The organism is Sphingomonas sp. ASV193 (assembly GCF_040203355.1).
Taxonomy (GTDB): Bacteria; Pseudomonadota; Alphaproteobacteria; order Sphingomonadales; family Sphingomonadaceae; genus Sphingomicrobium.
Genome location: NZ_JBEHBW010000005.1, coordinates 218,758 through 232,866, shown reverse-complemented (window position 1 = coordinate 232,866; position 14,109 = coordinate 218,758). Strand labels below are relative to the sequence as shown.

The following is a 14,109-nucleotide window of genomic DNA, read 5'->3' as shown; positions in this document are numbered from 1 at the left end:
TTGGGTCGAAAGCAGACATTCGCATTCGACCGAACTTTCCTGTATGAAGCAGCCGTCACAGGGCATGGCAGGGGGTTTGCTATGGCGACTGTTGCGCGTGGGATCACCTACCCTGATCGCGAACTCGACGTTCTGCTAGGAACGCCGCGCGCCCACTCTCTCGACCGGTGGATCTTCGTTATCACCGCCGCCTGGTTCATTGTGATCGTTCTGGCCGGCTTTCTCCCCGACTCGGTGAGGATTATCGGGGCAGTGCAGTCAGGACAACGTCCTCCGTTCCCGCTGATCATGCACGTTCACGCAGTGCTCACCGGCTCGTTCCTGTTGCTGCTGCTCGCACAAGCGACCTTGATGGCCATGGGCAGAAGCGCGCTGCACATGCGCCTAGGCCTACTCGCCTTTCTACTCGTGCCAGCACTCGTGGTCGTTGGACTAAACCTCGCGTCCGTGATGTATCATCAGATCTGGGATGCCCTCCAAGCTGCCCCGCCCGGACCCGAGCACAACAGACTGGAGGCGGCCCTGGCGCGATCCGACAATGCCAAGTTGATCCAGATTCGGACCGGGATCCTCTTTCCGTTCTTGATGGCGCTGGCCGTGTTTGCCCGTACCAGGGATGCCGGTTTTCACAAACGTATGGTCTTTCTGGCGACCGCCGTTTCGTTCCCGGCAGCTGTCAACAGAATGACCTGGCTGCCAAGTGAGCTGCCCGCGAGTTTCATCGCTTCGGATTTCTATTTACTCGCCGCGATCGCACCGTTGTTCGTCTGGGACGTTTATCGAAACCATTACGTCCACAGGGCCTATTGGCTTTGGCTTGCGCTATTCGTTCCGGCTTCACTGGCGGTGAACCTGCTTTGGGATACGCCATGGTGGCATGGCGTAGCGCGAGCGATGATGGGGGTTTGATAGGGAGATTTTCGCTGAGCGAATGTCCGCAATGGGTGGAAAGCGGACATTGCTAATCAAGAAGCGCGTCTGTCCGCTTGGACTTTATGAATCGTCTGACCCGACCTCGTCACAATGGGGCAGCTCATCGGCGAACGGTTGATGGCCGTCGATGATGTAACGGAAGCGTGGCGTGAAATACGGCTTGCCGTCGCTCTCGTATTTGATTTCCTGATAGCCGTCTTTGTCCGGCCTGGTTTGGCAGATGCCTAACTTTAGGTGCCGGCACTTCGCGCCTCCCTCACGCATCGTCGCACGCCGAGCGAGCTTAGCCAAAGTCCTACCGTCCGCAACGGGTCGTGAGCCTCTGATCCGCCTGGACGGCGAGTTTGGGTGCAAAGCGGGCCGTCTGGGCGCGTCAGTCAGTCCTTGTCGTGATCTCCGAACTCCAAGGCGAGTCCGACCCTAAGCTGCCCTTTGGCCTCATTCCGCGCTCGATCAATCGCGAGTAGGTAGCCGGCGCGCAATTCAAGTTTGCGGTCATGGCCGGCCGGGAACTCGGTGCTCACGGACGGACCGAGATAGTGATCACCGCGGGCCGTTACTCTACGAGTTGTGCCAAGCTGGCCGAATGCTTCAGCGCCGACGTGTACGTCTTCAGCTACCTCCACATCAGCTGATGCGGCGTAGCGAAGTTCTATCGGTTCGGCATGACCCAGGCTTTTCTCGCTAATCAGGTTCAGCCTTGAATCAAATCGCCCGACCTTTTTTTCAAGCAGCAATTTTGTTTCGAGATTGGCCGGCTCGTGGATCGGCTTTTCGAGTTCGACGTATAGGGCCGTGTCTATTCCAAGCGACTTGATTGGGCCCAGAGGGGCGATGCCCTCTAACGCAAACGCATCTAATTTCCGGGGCCCACCTGGGTCTAGCGGGACGATCGCTAGCGCTGCTCCGTAGAAGCGCGTCGAGAAGCCGTGACTGGCTTCGATAACAAACGCATCTTCGCCGTCCGCCGGGCCGCCAGTTAGGCGTCCGTATCGTGTCTCAAGTTCGCTAATCCCTGGCTCGACCTTCGCTCCGTAAACGACTTCGTCCAGGCTGGGCGGCCCCGCTAAAGCGGGACGCGAGCATACAAGACTGATGGCGGCAGCTGCCAGCGAGCAAGGTGTGATTTTGACCATCCGCAGGCCTTAGTGCGAATCGTTCTCATTAGCAAACGGCGAGTGCGCGAAAATCTGCACGTGTTGTCCTTCCGCTTTGTTGCTGAACTTCCTTGCTCCCGTCATCGTCATATTCGCGCGCGACGCCGGTCACCGCACAGTTTGTCGTTTGAGATCCTTATCGTGATCGGCGCATGTGTCTCGGGCGACTTCCTATCGTTCTTGTGCGCGCGAAATCGGGAGGACGGCAGGAATGAATCTTGGTCAAGGCATTTGGGTTGGCGTCGCAATCGGCGCCGGGCTCGGCGTTGCTCTGCATAACATCCCGGTGGGAATGGCGGTCGGAATCGGCATTGGCGTTGCAATCGGACTAATCCGGCGAGATCGCAGCTCGCCCGAGTGAAACGTGAATGTCCGCTAAGGGTGGAAAGCAGACATTCAAGTTTAAGCCGCTATCCTAATCGGCATTCCCTACGCCCTTCCCCGATCAAGGCCCTGATATGCCGCTATTCCTAGCTGCACTGCTATTGAACGCAGCAGCTCCCCCACCCGCCGATGACGATGACGACCAGCTTCGACATCCAGAGCGCTCATTAACCGCACAGCAACCTGCAAGCAACGCGGACACGGCCGCCACCCGACGCGCGCAGCCTTCGGCGGATGCCGACCAAGACGAGAAGGCGACGCCCGCAAAGGCAGTCGAACGTGACGACGATGAAGGAGGCGGCCAATCCGCTGGCCCGATCGTCGTCACTGCGAGGCGCCTTGATGCTGCCAGGACACAAATCGACGCCGAGTTGGGAGCGTCCGTCTATTCGCTAACCAACGACACCGTGGAGAATCGCCCCGGTGGCGAGACGGGTAGCGTCGCCGACATCCTCTCCCAAGCTCCGGGGGTCACTCTTTCTGGGCAATCTCTCTATGTCCGCGGCTCACCGGCCAATCAGGTGCGGATCAACAACGTCATTGTGCCCGGGGTCATTTCAGACCCGGCCGACCAGCTCAGCTCCCGCCTGGCGCAAACGACACGGCTTATGACCGGAACACTCCCCGCACAGTACGGGTTCGCGCCTGCTGGCGTAATCAGCATCACGACTAAGAACGGCCTCTATCAGCACGGTGGGCAGGCAGAGCTTTTCGCTGGCACCGACGGAATGGTCGAACCTGCAGTGGAATGGGCTGGATCCTTTGGGAAGACCAGCCTGTTCGCCTCAGGCAGCCTGGAACGCGAGCGAGCGAGGGTCGGCGATGTCTTTGGCAATGTGGCGGGGGACCGGCGGACCGGGTTCGAAGGCCTTGGTTTCGCCGATCGCGTGATCGACGACGAAAATCGCGTCTCAGTCGTCTACGGTGGCTCCCGCCAACGGCACCGGATCGGGACGACCGCCATTGCAAGTGGTGTCGAAACGAACAGCGATGAGTACGGCGTCGCTACCTACCAACACTCGAGGCAGGGCTTCACCCTCCAGGCCTCGGGCTTCGTCGGCTTCGTCGGCTTCGCGAGAGACGTTGCGCGGTTCGACCGTGACTCGCACGAAAACCGGGTAACTTGGGGAAGCCAGATCGACGGCACCGATGCGATTAACGAAGATCACACCTTGCGGTTTGGTCTTCTCGCCGCGCGGTCATCCGTTCGCGAACTCGACCTAGAGGGCGACCTGTCGCGGAATGCCCGCACGTCGCTCGCCCTCTACGTGCAGGACGAATGGGAATTGAGCCCAGCGCTGACGATCAATCCGGGGGTCCGCGCCGAATGGTTGCGCGGCGTGGCCTCGAAAGCCAGAATCGAGCCGAGGGCAAGCGTGATTTGGAAGCCATCGGGCACCGCGACACTCCATGTCGGCTACGCCCGGTACGCGACGTCTTCGCCGTTGGGCGAGACGGCCGCCACCGGTGTTTTGCCGGACGAAACCGATGACTATTTCGATGCTGGCTTCCAGCAGAAGGTAGGCGCGCTGACCTTGGGATTCGATGGGTACTGGCGCAAGGCTCACCATTATATCGACGAGCGCCAGCGTATCGGGTCGGCGACGCCAGTCGCGTTCGAGTTTGAACACGCGCGGATACGGGGAGTTGAGCTTTCCGCGACCTATGCCCGGCGCCGAACGACGGCTTGGGGGAATATTTCGATCTCCAAGGCAGAGGGGTCAGGGCTTATTGGCGGCAGCTTACTGCTATCTGCATCTGAGATTGCCTCAGCGGCTCACGACTATCTGCCTTTGGCGAGTGATCGGCCCTTTACCGCATCAGGAGGCCTCACGCAGAAGTTCGGGAGACTAAGTCTGAGCGGAGACGTTCTGCTGTCGAGCGGAACTATGGAAAGTCCGGCTACCGAACGGCCGAACCGAAGTCGTCATTCGACCTACGCGGTAGTCGGCGTGGCCGCCGTCTATCACGCCAGGTTTCTCGACCGACCGACCGACATTAGGGTCGACATCACTAATCTGACGAACGTTCGCTACGCTACCAATGACGCGACGGCTCTGGAGGGGGGTTGGACGCGATGGGGTCGACAGCGCGCAGTCACCATCGGGATCGAGCAGGGCTTCTAGAAAAAGGCACAACAGATTCGCCCTCGCAGATAGCCCCCGAGCGAAGGTTGCACTCGCCCGGGGGCTACCGGCTCACTTACGCGACGAGGAGCACGGCTCCCCACCACGCCTAATCGTGGGCAACTTCAAGGGGGCGAATAGCCAATCCCACCCTTCTAGAACTGCAATTCTTGTTGGGCTGTCCGGAACGGGTCAACGGGTCTGACGTTTCAGGGCCGTAACACCTAGCGAAAGGATCGTCCCATGAAGATCAGCTCCCGCGCACTCGTGTTTGGTGCTGCGCTTTGCAGTGCAGCGGTAAGCATGGCGTCAACTGCTGACGCACGGCATCGTCATCGCTACTACGGCAACACGCGGTACAGTGCACGTTACTGCCGACACTCCCCCGCAACCACGGGAGCCGTTGCAGGCGGCGTGACTGGTGCGGTTGTCGGAAGCCAGGTCCTTGGACATGGCGTTCTTGGTGCGGCAGCAGGCGGCGTCGGTGGCGTGGTGGCGGGTAAGGCTATCGATCGCAGTTTGACGGCGCGCCACCGCTGCTATCGCCGGTAAAACGTCTAATTTTCCACCCCGAGCATTTTTGAAGTCAGGGAGCAACATGAAGAAAATTGCTATTCAAACTATGATGGTCATGGCCGCACTCGCGACATCGGCTTGCAAGGTAAGCCAGACGAAGCAGGCCGAGATGCCGAAAGTCGATGTGAAGACGAGCGGTGGACAGCTTCCCGCTTATAACGTTCAAGGGCCGGACGTTAAGGTAGGTTCGAAGACCGAAGAGGTGAAGGTGCCAACCGTGAAGGTTACGACTCCCGACAAAAAATAGGGTCGCGTCGAACGCTCTACCGATGAAATACAAGCCGTCGCGGACCTATACGTCGCGGCGGCTTCCTCATTTGATGAGAATGCCGCGGCGTCGAATGCTGACCAAGCTGCCCTCGGCCAGCGCCTATCAGGCACCCTCGCGTGAAAGTGGAATGTCCACAATGAGTCGTAAGCCGACCGCTTCCCGGTCGTAGGTTCACTTTAGACAAAGATATTGCGTGTCCGAACCGTTTCTGCTGACTCCCCACGAATGACTGCAACGCGACTGTTCTGCGACGAACCACGCTGCGTCGACAAGGCGTCAGTCATCACTGAAGATGGTCCGCGATGCTCTCGGCATGCCTTGTCGAATATCCAGCAATCGCGCGCTCGCCTCCGTCTTCGCAATTCCCCGGACGCAGCTGTGTTCGCCGTCCGCTAGCGGCGAACGCAAGTCCCGGATTCGACTCGTTTAATCGAAAGGTCATAATGCCCGGCCGACTCGGGCTCTGGGGCTACTCCGTATATTGACGATCCAGCAATTTCGGAAACTCGCGGATTCCTTACGTTCGCTCGCGCTTCAGGCGACGTCGGTTGAGGCTCGCTCGGCGCTCACGTCGCTGGCTGACATCTATGATCGGAAGGCGCACTGCACCGAACGCCTGGCGGTCCTGATCAATCGGCTCTGAGTCCACCCGACGACTGTCAGCTCCGATACTTTTCGAAATCTTCCCGCAGTAATCGCTCCAGGGTTTTTATCGGGCTTTGGGTGACGGCAGACCCTGCAGATCTTGCCCGCCCCGCTTCCAGCCGGGACGTGCGCTCAGCCATCGCCTCCCATTGCGCAGCACTTCGGAGCAAGCTTTCGCGAACATTGCCGAGTGGCTCAAGCTCGGCACGTGCGCGGTCTTGAGAAGCCAGGCGACGCAATTCATCTGATCTGCTGGTCTGCATTGACAACCTCTCAAGCGCACGAGGTCACTGGGAATGCGGGTGACAACGGACAGGGAGTTAAATCCTCGGTAAAGGCGCGTCCACCCGTCGTCGGCGGCAGTAAATCAATCCGTCCGCGCGTAAGCAAGAATTAAATGGAAGAGGTTGGCAGCGTGAGGGGGTCTTTGCCGAACGTTCCCGCCGCCACGCATCTTGAACCGAACCAAACTTCAAAAAGCAAGTGACCCCCGGGGTCGGTTGCGCATGCCCCCGGGGCCACCGACTCCGATATTCAACGGGGAGTGAAGCTATTGAGCACAACGGTTTGAAGGGGGAAAGATCGATTTACGCGGCGACCGGCATGAGTGCCGCGTGCCGCATGCTGGGCATTGCCCTCGGCAGACGTCCGAAACGAACGCGGCACTCCTCCCGCCGCTAACATGCGGTTGAAACGACGGGAGCGCCAAATCCCTAGCCCATCGGTCCCCGCGGTGTCATCTATTGAGCATGAAAGTGTCGAGCCGGAAATCGGAAGATTTGGTGAAACGGTTGCGTGAGCCTCGCTTCTGGCGTGACAGCCAAGGGAAGCTCAACACGGCACCTCACGAGGCAGCCGATTATCTAACGGCCTTTTCCTCGGTCTACGCGGAGCAAGCCGCTCAAAACGACCAACTAAAGTGGGACCTGGCCGTTGCAATCGGCTGCATGAGAAACGCGATGAGCGCGCTTGTAGCGGGGAAGACCGATGCTGTTGCGATCGAAACGCTGAACGGTGCGAGCGCTCGCGCGCAGAAAGCCATTCTGCCTGAGTAGAGGGAGCCTCACGCCGCGGCAGGATCGTCACCTTCGTCGTCTTCTTCCCGCACCGGCCGCGCTTAAGTCGGGGCGCGGCGAGCTTAACTCGAATATTCGATCGGGGGACACGAGCGGTTGCTGAGGCCGAGCGTCTTCCTACTGACGCACCCGATATCCGTTGCCGCAATTTACGATCTCTGTTGGCCTCCATTCGACGAGCCCGGCTTGGCGCCGAGCTCGTCTTTTTATCGCGTTCTACGGATGGCGTTCCGGCCAAATAGTCTCAGGCACGCGGAGCCGCTTAATCATCGCCGTCGTCATTATCCCACTCACCTCGGCTTTGATATTCTTCACGAGCTCGCTCTCGCTGCCAGCGCGCAATCTGCTCGGCACGGCGCCGCTGAGCCAGTACGTAAGCGCGCGTTTGGTAGGTGCTGTAACCATCAGAGCCGTAATATCCGTTGTAGGCTCCGTACGTGTAGGGATTGTAGCCCTGATAATAGCCGTAGGTCTGAGGCTGTGGGTATCCATACGCATAGCCGTTATAGCCGCCGGTGTAGCCGTAGCTGTCGTATCCATAGCCACTGCCGGTGCCGATGCTGAAAGTAACGCTCTGGGCAGAAGCTGCAGGCGCAACCGCAAAAAGCGACGTAACTGCAAGACCCGTCGTGATGGCTAGTTTCCGTAACATGGGATCACCTCTCGAATCGACCGCGGACTTCCGTATTCCGCGGTTGTCCATCAGACTTAGTGCATATCGCATGCTGGGCCTCTGAACGCTGCGTAGTGAGACGTTCATAATCTCCCAAGAGTGCTGTCAGATACGCCTGCCGTTGCGGGGCTTGCGGCCAGGGTCCCGTGCAGCATTTGGGAAGGCGGCATACAAGGAGACCGGACGCGCACCGGCCTAATGTCCGCAACGGGTGGAAAGCTGATTCTTGCCTCATCGCTTGTCGGGCGAGATAGCGGCCATTGCCTGGTTGTTGATTTTCAAGAGGGCAACAGCTGCGGCGGATAGTGATGCACTTTAGGCCATTGCGATTGAAACTTGACGGCTCCCCAGCTTGGCATCTTCTGCCGATAATTCGCCGGGTGTCGTGGCTATGCTTGACATTTCGACTGACTGCTTGACGGCGAGCTGCTCGAAGTCATTGAGCTCGCGGCTTCCCGAATACGCCTGAGCAAGGGCGTGCACCTGCATCGAAGGCATGTGGGAAAGCGCCTGGGTGGCGACTGCGCTATCCCACGCCGAAGTGTCCATGCTTTCAAACTCGCTTGGAATTGAAAAGCCCGTCGGCAACCGCCCTTGACGACCCGCGGATACGGACAAAAGGAATGTTCGCAGTATCGCCAAACGCCGAAGCGCTTGGTGCTGGCTCGCAATCATTTTCCGGAGACCGTTCGAGTTGCTTGTCAGCTCTTCACGGATGTCCGAGCGAGCATGGTTCGCCACGCGTTCGTTTTCCCATCCGGCGACGAGCGCTTCAAGGCTCAGGGCGATGACGATGCCGAGCACGATGATCCCGACTTCACCCGCGAACTCGCGCCAGCCGTGCATAGGCTTAGGTAAGTGAAAATGCATTTCGCCGCCCCCGTCGTCTAAGCAGGGTAACAGACCTTCTTATGTCTGCAATGGGTCGAAAGCGGACCGTCCGCTAACGACCCATTGCGGTCATTGGTTCGCTGGGGGATAAGCGGCGTGTGTATCGCAAGGACGCAGTTCGCCACATCGTTCGCGACATTCCGACACGGTTAGCCAACATGCGGCGAGAGCACCCTTGGGCGAACTGGCAAATGGCGCTTATTGCGTGCCAGTCCGAAAACCCTGATTGGTTTCGGCATATTGGATGGGATGCGGCAAGACTCTTGGAGCCAGCTCTTTGTGAAGCTGGTGTGGATATGTCGCAGCCCGAAGGACGACCATTAATCGTCGGAAACGTTGAACCGGTCGACGAAGCCTAACGTCCACTTTCCACCCAAATCCGCCCTTCGGGCTACTGGCCGCTAACGCCCTTGCGGTCAAAAAAGTGGTCTGCCTAAGCTTCTCCTAGTAATTGGCTCTGGCGTTCTTGCCGTCTGCCTGCACGAAATCGCGCTGAGGGTACGCACGCTGTTGTCGACGCTCGATTCTAGAGCTAGGGCCCGAACCGAGTCGGGAGTGGCATGCGCAAAATCGTGATAATGACCCTGATGATGGCTCTCGCAGGATGCGATCAGCGGCCGAGACTACTTGAGGGTCAATACGATCAGGCCTCTCAGGCGAAGGACATCAATCGTCAGTGCGTTCTCGCTGGCCAGATCGCGGCGATCTATCTCGAAAAAAACGACGACGAGAACTACAAGAAGTGGGAAACCCAGAAGGGCGTCGACTGCTTTTACAATAAGGCGCTTAGGGGTTCGTCGAAGCTTTAGATTTACCGCACCCCCGAGCGCGCCGGGCGGCGTCGAGCAGCCGGTATGCGCGATTCAGCCGTGAGTGGGTGAAGGGGGCGCAAACGCGCTCCTCAGACTGACTTCCGCCCTTTGGACCGAGCTGTTGGTGTGGCCGACCAGATCGGCGTTGGCCGCCTTCAGCGATCGAAGTCGGTTGGCGCGGTTAGCCAAAGTCTCCCAATGCTCAGCATTCCGGATCAGCGTATCTCGGGTTTGATCCGGTTTCTCGCCGGCGGAATCTCTCGTGCGTTGCATGCGAGCCGGTTTAGCTCCTGAACGGATGTAGGCGGAGGCATTCAAGGTTCTCGCAGCGATTCGGCTGTCGAAGTTTTCCGCTCTCCAACTCGCGGGACCAAGGTCTCCACCCTAAACGAGTTTTTAGCCCGAGTATTCGCATATGCGGATCGGGTTAAGGGCCTCGCTGATCTCGTCCAGGTCGCGACGTCAGACGAAGTCCGTTGCGATCAAGATGACAATAATGAGCAACGGGATCGACACGAATATCCAGTTCCGGAGCCACCAGCGCCCTAAGGGCCGGCGATCTATCGGCGGGAGTCGCATGCGGCTAATTATGCCTGATCTGCCCGCCGCGAAAGTTGAAATAACTTAGCGCCATTGAACTACTGCACGGGCGGCGGCACTTCGGCCTCGCCAAGCGTGATATTTTCACACTCGTTTGATGACATTGCCAGCGCGCATGGGGTAAGGTTTTACCGCTCCAGCGGTCTCAACCACAAAGTTGACTGCTGGAGCGCGTCGCTTACGTTTGGGGTCAGACAAAAGTTCAATAGAAACGCAACAGCGTAGAATTGCCGCGCGCCAAGTGGTGGGCGTTTTTTAGCGTGGGGGGGTAACCTTTGAATCAGCGTCGCCGCATCGCCGTGCTCGTAGCATCGGGAACAATTATCGCCTCAACTTCAGTGTTGTTGGCAGGGAAGGGAACGCACCAAAAGCAGCCAGAATTCTGGAGGGGGTTTGCCATTGGCTTGGCACTTGTGCTCACTGCCGCAGCTGCTTTTCTGTTCTTCCGACTTAAGCGCGGAAGAGGCCTATAGCTTAGATCCCACTCCCGGACGAACCGACCGTTTTACATGCGCTTTCGGTTGAGTTCTGCTTCTCCCACCTGGAAGCAGCTCAGCGCAATAAAAGTTGGGCTCGCTCACCAGGGGGTGGGAGCGAGCCCGGTCTTTGCCTCTCCCGAACGTATCCCTTCGGGCTTAAACCTCTTAGCGGGAAGTGGTTGCAAAGCAATGAACAAGGCGTCTGCTACGCGGTAAGCGGACGCTCGAGCCGCTGCAAAGCTTGCTATTTTAGAGGTACCATCAAGTGCGCGTAAGGCGTGCCAGCCCACATGACGAATGGCGCGGAAGTGTCGGGTTTGGTCCCCGCCGGATAGCCGCTTAGCACTTCTTTGGATCCTACGATCATGATGTGCGGCCCAGTGGTAACCCAGTCTTCTCCTTGGTGCGGCTTCGTCGCGTAAGGATCCGTGTTTCCTGCGTCGCTGCCGCCTGCGAGCATGTAAATCAAGCCGACGTCACCGTTAGGGGGCGGCTTATGCGCGTTGTAAGCGTCAAGCCACTTCCCGGCGTTTGCATCCCAACACATTGGATCGGGCCCCGGGCTTGTGGGCAAGTCCGGCATACAGATCCATCCATTATTTCCAGTCCTTATGGACTTCGTCTGTCCGCTTGCGTCGACCGTCAGAATCACGCCTTGCGGGAGATTGACGCAGGAGCAGCGGATTCAGCGCTGGCAACCGCCTTGTTCAAGTCTGCGGTTAGGTCGCCGTTTTGCTGATTTGAAGTGTGGCCTTGCACCTTCGTACAACCGCCAAGGATGAGTGCTGCAGAAGTGCAGAACAAGGCGAAGCGCAAATTACGAAGCATGCCCCCATACTCCTTTAATCTCGAACGCAGAGCCTATCACAACAGCCTAAGTTCGCAACGGGTGGAAAGCATCGGCTCCCGTATGCTTTCGAAGCGAACGTGGCGGAATTATAGACGCATCGTATCAACGGTCCCGCTCAGCCGGTAAAGGCTTCGGTATCTGCCGATCGCATCGTTCACAATGGGTTGCTAGCGGGCGCTTAGCCTTCGATCCAAGGAGGACATTAGCCATCGCCAATAAACGCGAGTAGCTTCGTTCCCGGGGGCCGATCATGAAATTGAGCATACCAAAGCCATTACATGGCTGGCGAGAGTTTGCCGGATAGGTCGGCATCATCGTTCTGGGCGTGCTCATGGCGCTCGGCGCGCAGCAACTCGTCGAATGGCCCAATCATTTAAGCCAGGTTGATGAAATGTACGCTCGGCTACGAAGGGAAAGCTTTGAGAACCGCGATGGTATGAACTTCGATCAGGCGAGCCTCCGCAAGTCGCTGAACGCCGTCGACAATCAGATTAGCCTGCTGAATGGCTGCAAAACTCCTTCGGGCCTCACAAGTTTTGCTCCGGTGAAAAGGCCGCTTGTTCTTCTTGTCACCGACTCTGCATGGCTCGGCGTTCGCGATAGCGCCCTATTGATCGGCGGCTATAACGCATACTTAGATGTGGTTCGAATTCTTTGGCCAAAATCGATCAAGCAATCTCAAAATGCTTAATGCTGCCAAGAAAATTATGATGGTTGCGGTCAAGCCGGAAGCCAAACCGCTCCAACCGAATAGGCGGAAGCGCGCTGAAAGTGGCGTCACCGAGATGAGCGAAGCGAAGAGAATTATTCCGAAGCGCATATGTCGGCCGATCGATGTACGCATTGAGAATGTTTCATGCTCACGCCCAGTGCATTCCGATACCGCGAGCGAACGCCTCTGGTTAGGTGGGGATGCAAGCGTCGTCCCGCTGCGTAGTGCCTGTGAGGGTCAATTTCATGACGTTTGACGCCTAAGCGATAAAACGCGAGGAGCCTGGTAGTTGCGGATGTTGATGATTTCTGCAGTCTTACTGCAAACTGCGAGTTGCTCTCCAAAGGTGACGGGCACGGTCCGCGACGCGTTCTCGGAAAAGCCGATAAGCGGAGCGACTGTCCTTCTTAAAGACCGCGGCTGGGGGTTCAGTGGAGCTCGGCTGGTCTGGGACAAAGACAAAAGCTACTCTGTGCGGTCCCGCGCCGATGGGAGCTTTCAATTCGACCGAAGCGGGGGGTTGGCTATCGTCGTCTCTGGGGCCGGATACCCCGCGATGAATACCTCACCGTGCTCTACGTCCCCGATGATTGTCCGGATCGGCGGTCCGTTTCAAGGCAAGCAGGCAACTGCGCAAGTCATTCTTCCTCTTCCGGTGGCGGCTCATCGTTTGGGATGGTCGTTTGACGAAGGAACGATCACAGATGCGTTGCCCGATATCCGTTTGGAAACGGCACCGACGTCAAACGGTTCGAGAGCAGTGCTCTACGCACCATTTGGAATGGTTTGGCAAGGCGGCGCGGGAAACCCGCCCGTCATACCTCGTCGCAATTACGTTCGCAGGCAAATGGTCTCGTTATCAGATTGCGGTTGGCTTTATGTGCGGACCAAGCGCCACAATTCAGCTGTCGTGAAGCTGGGGGCGTTTGGACTTGCAGGGGCTGACACAGGAGAGCGATCATTGTCGCTACCGTACATTAAGTAGATGCAAGACTTGGCTTCGCAGCCACCGTGGCTCGAAATGAAGATAATTTCGCATTTTGGACCCACGACAGGTGGCGGCGATGGGCGGTCTAACCGCGATTCCCGCCACTTTCAGAGTTCTAGTCGCCTTCGTTTCGGCAGTTGCGCAACGTAGCGAGAAAAGCGAAAAAAGCGGTGTTGATTGAGATCGCGGGGGCGATGGATTGGGGTCACTCAATGACTGACAAGAAGCCGAATACCCTTCAGTTCGAGCGGTTTGTCTTTTTTTCCGACGCCGTTTTTGCCATCGCCATAACTCTGCTCATCATCGATATTCAACTACCCAAAAAGCCCTTGTTGACTGAACAAGACCTACAGCAGGCCTTGGTTAGCTTGGCGCCAAACTATGTCGGCTTCCTGATCAGTTTCATCGTGATCGGTCAATTTTGGGCGGGGCATCGACGACTGTTCCGCCTTGCCAAAGACGTTGGCGGTCCGACGTTGTTCGCGAACATGACATTGCTCTTCGCGATCGCCTTCCTCCCTTTCCCGACGGCCGTGGTGAATGCCTATGGCGGCACAACCACGGCGGTGGTGTTCTATGGAGCGTGGCTGCTGTTTGCAGGCTTGGCAAACTTGTGGCTCGTTCACTCCATCCATCGCGATGAAGGTAACCTAGTCGCGCCGCTCGGAGATGAGCAAAGGTTCGAGCGCCGCCGCGCGGTCCTTCCTTTGTTGATCGCGACGTCTGGCATCGTCGTGGGTCTGATTTACGCGCCAGCTGGCGTAGTCGCATTCACCATCTCGCCCCCGATCTTCGCGAAATTGCTAGCGTGGAGAACGCGAGAGCAATCTGGATGAAACGCCATTGTCAGCAGTTCTGGCCTGCTGAACTTGAGTTTTCGTCGGCCGGATGAAAGCGTCCGAAACCCGGAATTGAGTGTGGAAGGCCGACCAGCAA

Annotated in this window: 11 protein-coding genes; 8 read left to right on the top strand and 3 right to left on the bottom strand. The window is 57.9% G+C overall.

From position 1 onward, the window contains the following. Positions 1–909 (top strand): hypothetical protein (locus ABDK56_RS11115; RefSeq protein ID WP_349808344.1); only part of this gene is annotated, 909 nt, incomplete at its 5' end. Between the two features lie 401 nt (positions 910–1,310). Here ABDK56_RS11115 and ABDK56_RS11110 read toward each other — a convergent pair. Continuing rightward, positions 1,311–2,069, bottom strand: coding sequence for a hypothetical protein (locus tag ABDK56_RS11110; RefSeq protein WP_349808343.1), 759 nt, complete (start codon positions 2,067–2,069; stop codon positions 1,311–1,313). A 232-nt stretch (positions 2,070–2,301) separates the two neighbouring features. Here ABDK56_RS11110 and ABDK56_RS13180 point away from each other — a divergent pair, with 232 nt between their 5' ends. The 4 genes from ABDK56_RS13180 to ABDK56_RS11095 all read left to right on the top strand — a co-directional run bounded on the left by ABDK56_RS13180 (position 2,302) and on the right by ABDK56_RS11095 (position 7,147). Then, on the top strand, positions 2,302–2,451 hold the full coding sequence (locus tag ABDK56_RS13180) for a glycine zipper domain-containing protein (RefSeq protein WP_502959299.1): 150 nt from the start codon (positions 2,302–2,304) through the stop codon (positions 2,449–2,451). 97 nt (positions 2,452–2,548) lie between these two features. Next, a complete protein-coding gene (locus ABDK56_RS11105) occupies positions 2,549–4,600 on the top strand; it encodes a TonB-dependent receptor (protein WP_349808342.1) in 2,052 nt (683 codons plus the stop codon). A 598-nt stretch (positions 4,601–5,198) separates the two neighbouring features. Further along, entirely contained in the window at positions 5,199–5,423 is a 225-nt protein-coding gene (locus ABDK56_RS11100; protein WP_349808341.1) for a hypothetical protein, read from the top strand. Positions 5,424–6,841: 1,418 nt separating this feature from the next. Then, on the top strand, positions 6,842–7,147 hold the full coding sequence (locus ABDK56_RS11095; protein ID WP_349808340.1) for a hypothetical protein: 306 nt from the start codon (positions 6,842–6,844) through the stop codon (positions 7,145–7,147). A 283-nt stretch (positions 7,148–7,430) separates the two neighbouring features. Here ABDK56_RS11095 and ABDK56_RS11090 read toward each other — a convergent pair whose 3' ends face one another. Further along, positions 7,431–7,820, bottom strand: coding sequence for a hypothetical protein (locus ABDK56_RS11090; RefSeq protein WP_349808339.1), 390 nt, complete (start codon positions 7,818–7,820; stop codon positions 7,431–7,433). Positions 7,821–8,156: 336 nt separating this feature from the next. Further along, positions 8,157–8,711: a hypothetical protein gene (locus tag ABDK56_RS11085; RefSeq protein WP_349808338.1), complete on the bottom strand. Its 555-nt coding sequence runs from the start codon at positions 8,709–8,711 to the stop codon at positions 8,157–8,159. Between the two features lie 599 nt (positions 8,712–9,310). Here ABDK56_RS11085 and ABDK56_RS11080 point away from each other — a divergent pair. The 3 genes from ABDK56_RS11080 to ABDK56_RS11070 all read left to right on the top strand — a co-directional run bounded on the left by ABDK56_RS11080 (position 9,311) and on the right by ABDK56_RS11070 (position 14,009). Then, complete coding sequence (locus ABDK56_RS11080; RefSeq protein WP_349808337.1) at positions 9,311–9,541, top strand: hypothetical protein; 231 nt, start codon at positions 9,311–9,313, stop codon at positions 9,539–9,541. Between the two features lie 2,263 nt (positions 9,542–11,804). Next, the gene (locus tag ABDK56_RS11075; protein ID WP_349808336.1) at positions 11,805–12,164 is read left to right on the top strand and encodes a hypothetical protein; all 360 of its coding nucleotides are present in this window, start codon (positions 11,805–11,807) and stop codon (positions 12,162–12,164) included. A gap of 1,221 nt (positions 12,165–13,385) precedes the next feature. After that, positions 13,386–14,009, top strand: a complete 624-nt coding sequence (locus ABDK56_RS11070; protein WP_349808335.1) for a TMEM175 family protein — start codon at positions 13,386–13,388, stop codon at positions 14,007–14,009. The last annotated feature ends 100 nt before the right edge of the window (positions 14,010–14,109 follow it).

Bases quoted from the DNA above. Each gene is read 5' to 3' on its own strand.
- ABDK56_RS11100 (WP_349808341.1), top strand. From the start codon at position 5,199: ATGAAGAAAATTGCTATTCAAACTATGATGGTCATGGCCGCACTCGCG.
- ABDK56_RS11075 (WP_349808336.1), top strand. From the start codon at position 11,805: ATGGCGCTCGGCGCGCAGCAACTCGTCGAATGGCCCAATCATTTAAGC.
- ABDK56_RS11095 (WP_349808340.1), top strand. From the start codon at position 6,842: ATGAAAGTGTCGAGCCGGAAATCGGAAGATTTGGTGAAACGGTTGCGT.
- ABDK56_RS11105 (WP_349808342.1), top strand. From the start codon at position 2,549: ATGCCGCTATTCCTAGCTGCACTGCTATTGAACGCAGCAGCTCCCCCA.
- ABDK56_RS11070 (WP_349808335.1), top strand. From the start codon at position 13,386: ATGACTGACAAGAAGCCGAATACCCTTCAGTTCGAGCGGTTTGTCTTT.
- ABDK56_RS11085 (WP_349808338.1), bottom strand. From the start codon at position 8,711: ATGCATTTTCACTTACCTAAGCCTATGCACGGCTGGCGCGAGTTCGCG.
- ABDK56_RS11090 (WP_349808339.1), bottom strand. From the start codon at position 7,820: ATGTTACGGAAACTAGCCATCACGACGGGTCTTGCAGTTACGTCGCTT.
- ABDK56_RS13180 (WP_502959299.1), top strand. From the start codon at position 2,302: ATGAATCTTGGTCAAGGCATTTGGGTTGGCGTCGCAATCGGCGCCGGG.
- ABDK56_RS11110 (WP_349808343.1), bottom strand. From the start codon at position 2,069: ATGGTCAAAATCACACCTTGCTCGCTGGCAGCTGCCGCCATCAGTCTT.
- ABDK56_RS11080 (WP_349808337.1), top strand. From the start codon at position 9,311: ATGACCCTGATGATGGCTCTCGCAGGATGCGATCAGCGGCCGAGACTA.